Genomic DNA, 1,908 nt, shown 5'->3' on the forward strand with positions numbered 1-1,908 from the left:
CNNGNNCCNNCCCGNGGGGGCCCNCGCCGGGCGGCACCGTACGACGCCCCGACCACCGCCGCCCCCCGATCGGGGGGCGGAGCACGAAAGGCTCTCAGTGAACACGATCACGGTCGGTGTCGAAGAGGAATACCTGCTGCTCGACCCGGTGACCGGGTTGCCGGTCCCGCGCGCCGACGAGGTGCGGGCCGCGGCGGGCCTGGTGCCGCTCACGGACGAGAACGAGGTGCAGGCCGAGCTGCTCCAGGCGCAGATCGAGATCGCCACCCCGGTGTGCACCGAACTCCACGAGGTCGGCGGGCACCTCCTGCGCCTGCGTCTGGCGCTCGCCGCCGCGGCCGAGGAGGCGGGTTGCCGGCTCGCCGCCTGCGCGACGGCCCCGCACCGGGCGGTCGCGCCCGTACCGGTGACCGAGCAGGCGCGCTACCGCGCCATGCGCGTGCAGGCCCCCCAGTTGGTGGACGAGCAGCTGATCAACGGGATGCACGTGCACGCGGCCGTGCCCTCGCCGGAGGTGGGGGTGCGGGTGCTGAACCACATCCGGGTCTGGCTGCCCGTACTGGGCGCCATGTCGGCGAACTCCCCCCTGTGGGACGGCCGGGACACCGGCTTCGCCAGCTGGCGCACCGTCATCTTCGGGCGGTGGCCCGTCAGCGGCCCGCCGCCCCACTTCGCCGACCTGCCCGACTACGAGCTCCGGGTGCGAAGGCTGCTGGACTCCGGTGTCATCCAGGACACCGGCCAGCTGTACTGGCAGGCGCGGCTGTCGCAGCGCTACCCCACCGTCGAGGTGCGCTGCCTGGACGTGCAGCTGCGCGTCGACGAGGCGGTGATGCTCGCCGGCCTCGTGCGCGGCCTGGTCGCCACCGCCATCGACGACGCCCGGAGGGGCGTCCCGGAGCCCGACTGCCCGCCGGAGCTGCTCCAGGCGGCGAACTGGCAGGCCGCCCGGCACGGCCTGAGCGGGTCCCTGCTGGACCCGGCCGGCGTCCGACTCAGCGCCGGCGACATGGTGGCCCGGCTCCTGGACCACGTCGAGCCCGCTCTGGACGCGACGGGGGACACCCGGCAGGTCACCTCGCTGGTCCACCGGCTGCTGCAGCAGGGCACCCCCGCCGACCGGCAGCGCGGCGCCCTCGCCGAAGGCGGCATGGCCGCGGTCACCGCACTGGTCACCGGGGAGACCACCTCGTCCTGAGGCCCGCCCGGGGCCTCAGCGCCGGAGGGTCACCGGGACGGTGGAGGAGGCCACGAGGCGGCCGTCCTCCGGGGAGTCCCAGAAGGCGGTCAGGAGCCCGGGGCCCTCGCGCGTGGCCCGGAAGGCGACCGTCAGGTCGTAGGTCCCGCGCGTGCCGTTGCCCGAGGTGGCCATGGCGTGCGTCTTCACCGCGGTGCGGCCGGCCGCGTCGGTGATCCTGAGGCCGAAGCCCGCCTCGAAGGTGTTCGCGGTGCCCCACACCCTGACCGGGCTGCGGACGGTCTCGCCGATCATCGGCGACTCGACGAGCACGAGGGGCGTCAGGTCCTCGAAGTCGGCCCGGCCGACCGGCCTGGTGAGGTCGACGCCCCCGCCGCCGAGGCGGCCGACCGGTTTGCCGTCGAGCGCGAACCGCACCGACTTCACCGCGGGGAAGCGCGTGGCCGTGAAGACGACCTGGGCGAGCCGGGCGCGCATCGACGGGACGCCCGCCCCGTCGTCGTACCGGCCGGACAGGTCGACGGTGGCGACGCCGTCGCGCACGGCGAGGGACCTCAGCTCCGTCCCGGACGGGATCGCCGTCGTCCGGCGGTGGCCGCGTTCGAAGCCGTTCGGCCCCGCCAGCAGGGCGCGCAGGGCGCCGGCCGCGGTGGCGGGGCGGNCACCGNGCGGGGGGCGGGCGACACCCGCCCGCCGTGCAGGAAGTAGAC

General features: G+C 75.8%; 2 protein-coding genes. One reads left to right on the plus strand and one right to left on the minus strand.

What is annotated here, in order from left to right:
- Nucleotides 1–97 precede the first annotated feature (97 nt).
- Nucleotides 98–1,198, plus strand: a complete 1,101-nt coding sequence (locus MW084_RS00590; RefSeq protein WP_010468218.1) for a carboxylate-amine ligase — start codon at nucleotides 98–100, stop codon at nucleotides 1,196–1,198.
- Nucleotides 1,199–1,213: 15 nt separating this feature from the next.
- On the opposite strand, the gene MW084_RS00595 is transcribed toward MW084_RS00590, so the two are convergent.
- Nucleotides 1,214–1,834: a Gmad2 immunoglobulin-like domain-containing protein gene (locus tag MW084_RS00595; RefSeq protein ID WP_338057706.1), complete on the minus strand. Its 621-nt coding sequence runs from the start codon at nucleotides 1,832–1,834 to the stop codon at nucleotides 1,214–1,216.
- Between the last annotated feature and the right edge of the window lie 74 nt (nucleotides 1,835–1,908).

The organism is Streptomyces sudanensis (assembly GCF_023614315.1).
In the GTDB taxonomy this organism is placed as follows: Bacteria; Actinomycetota; Actinomycetes; order Streptomycetales; family Streptomycetaceae; genus Streptomyces; species Streptomyces sudanensis.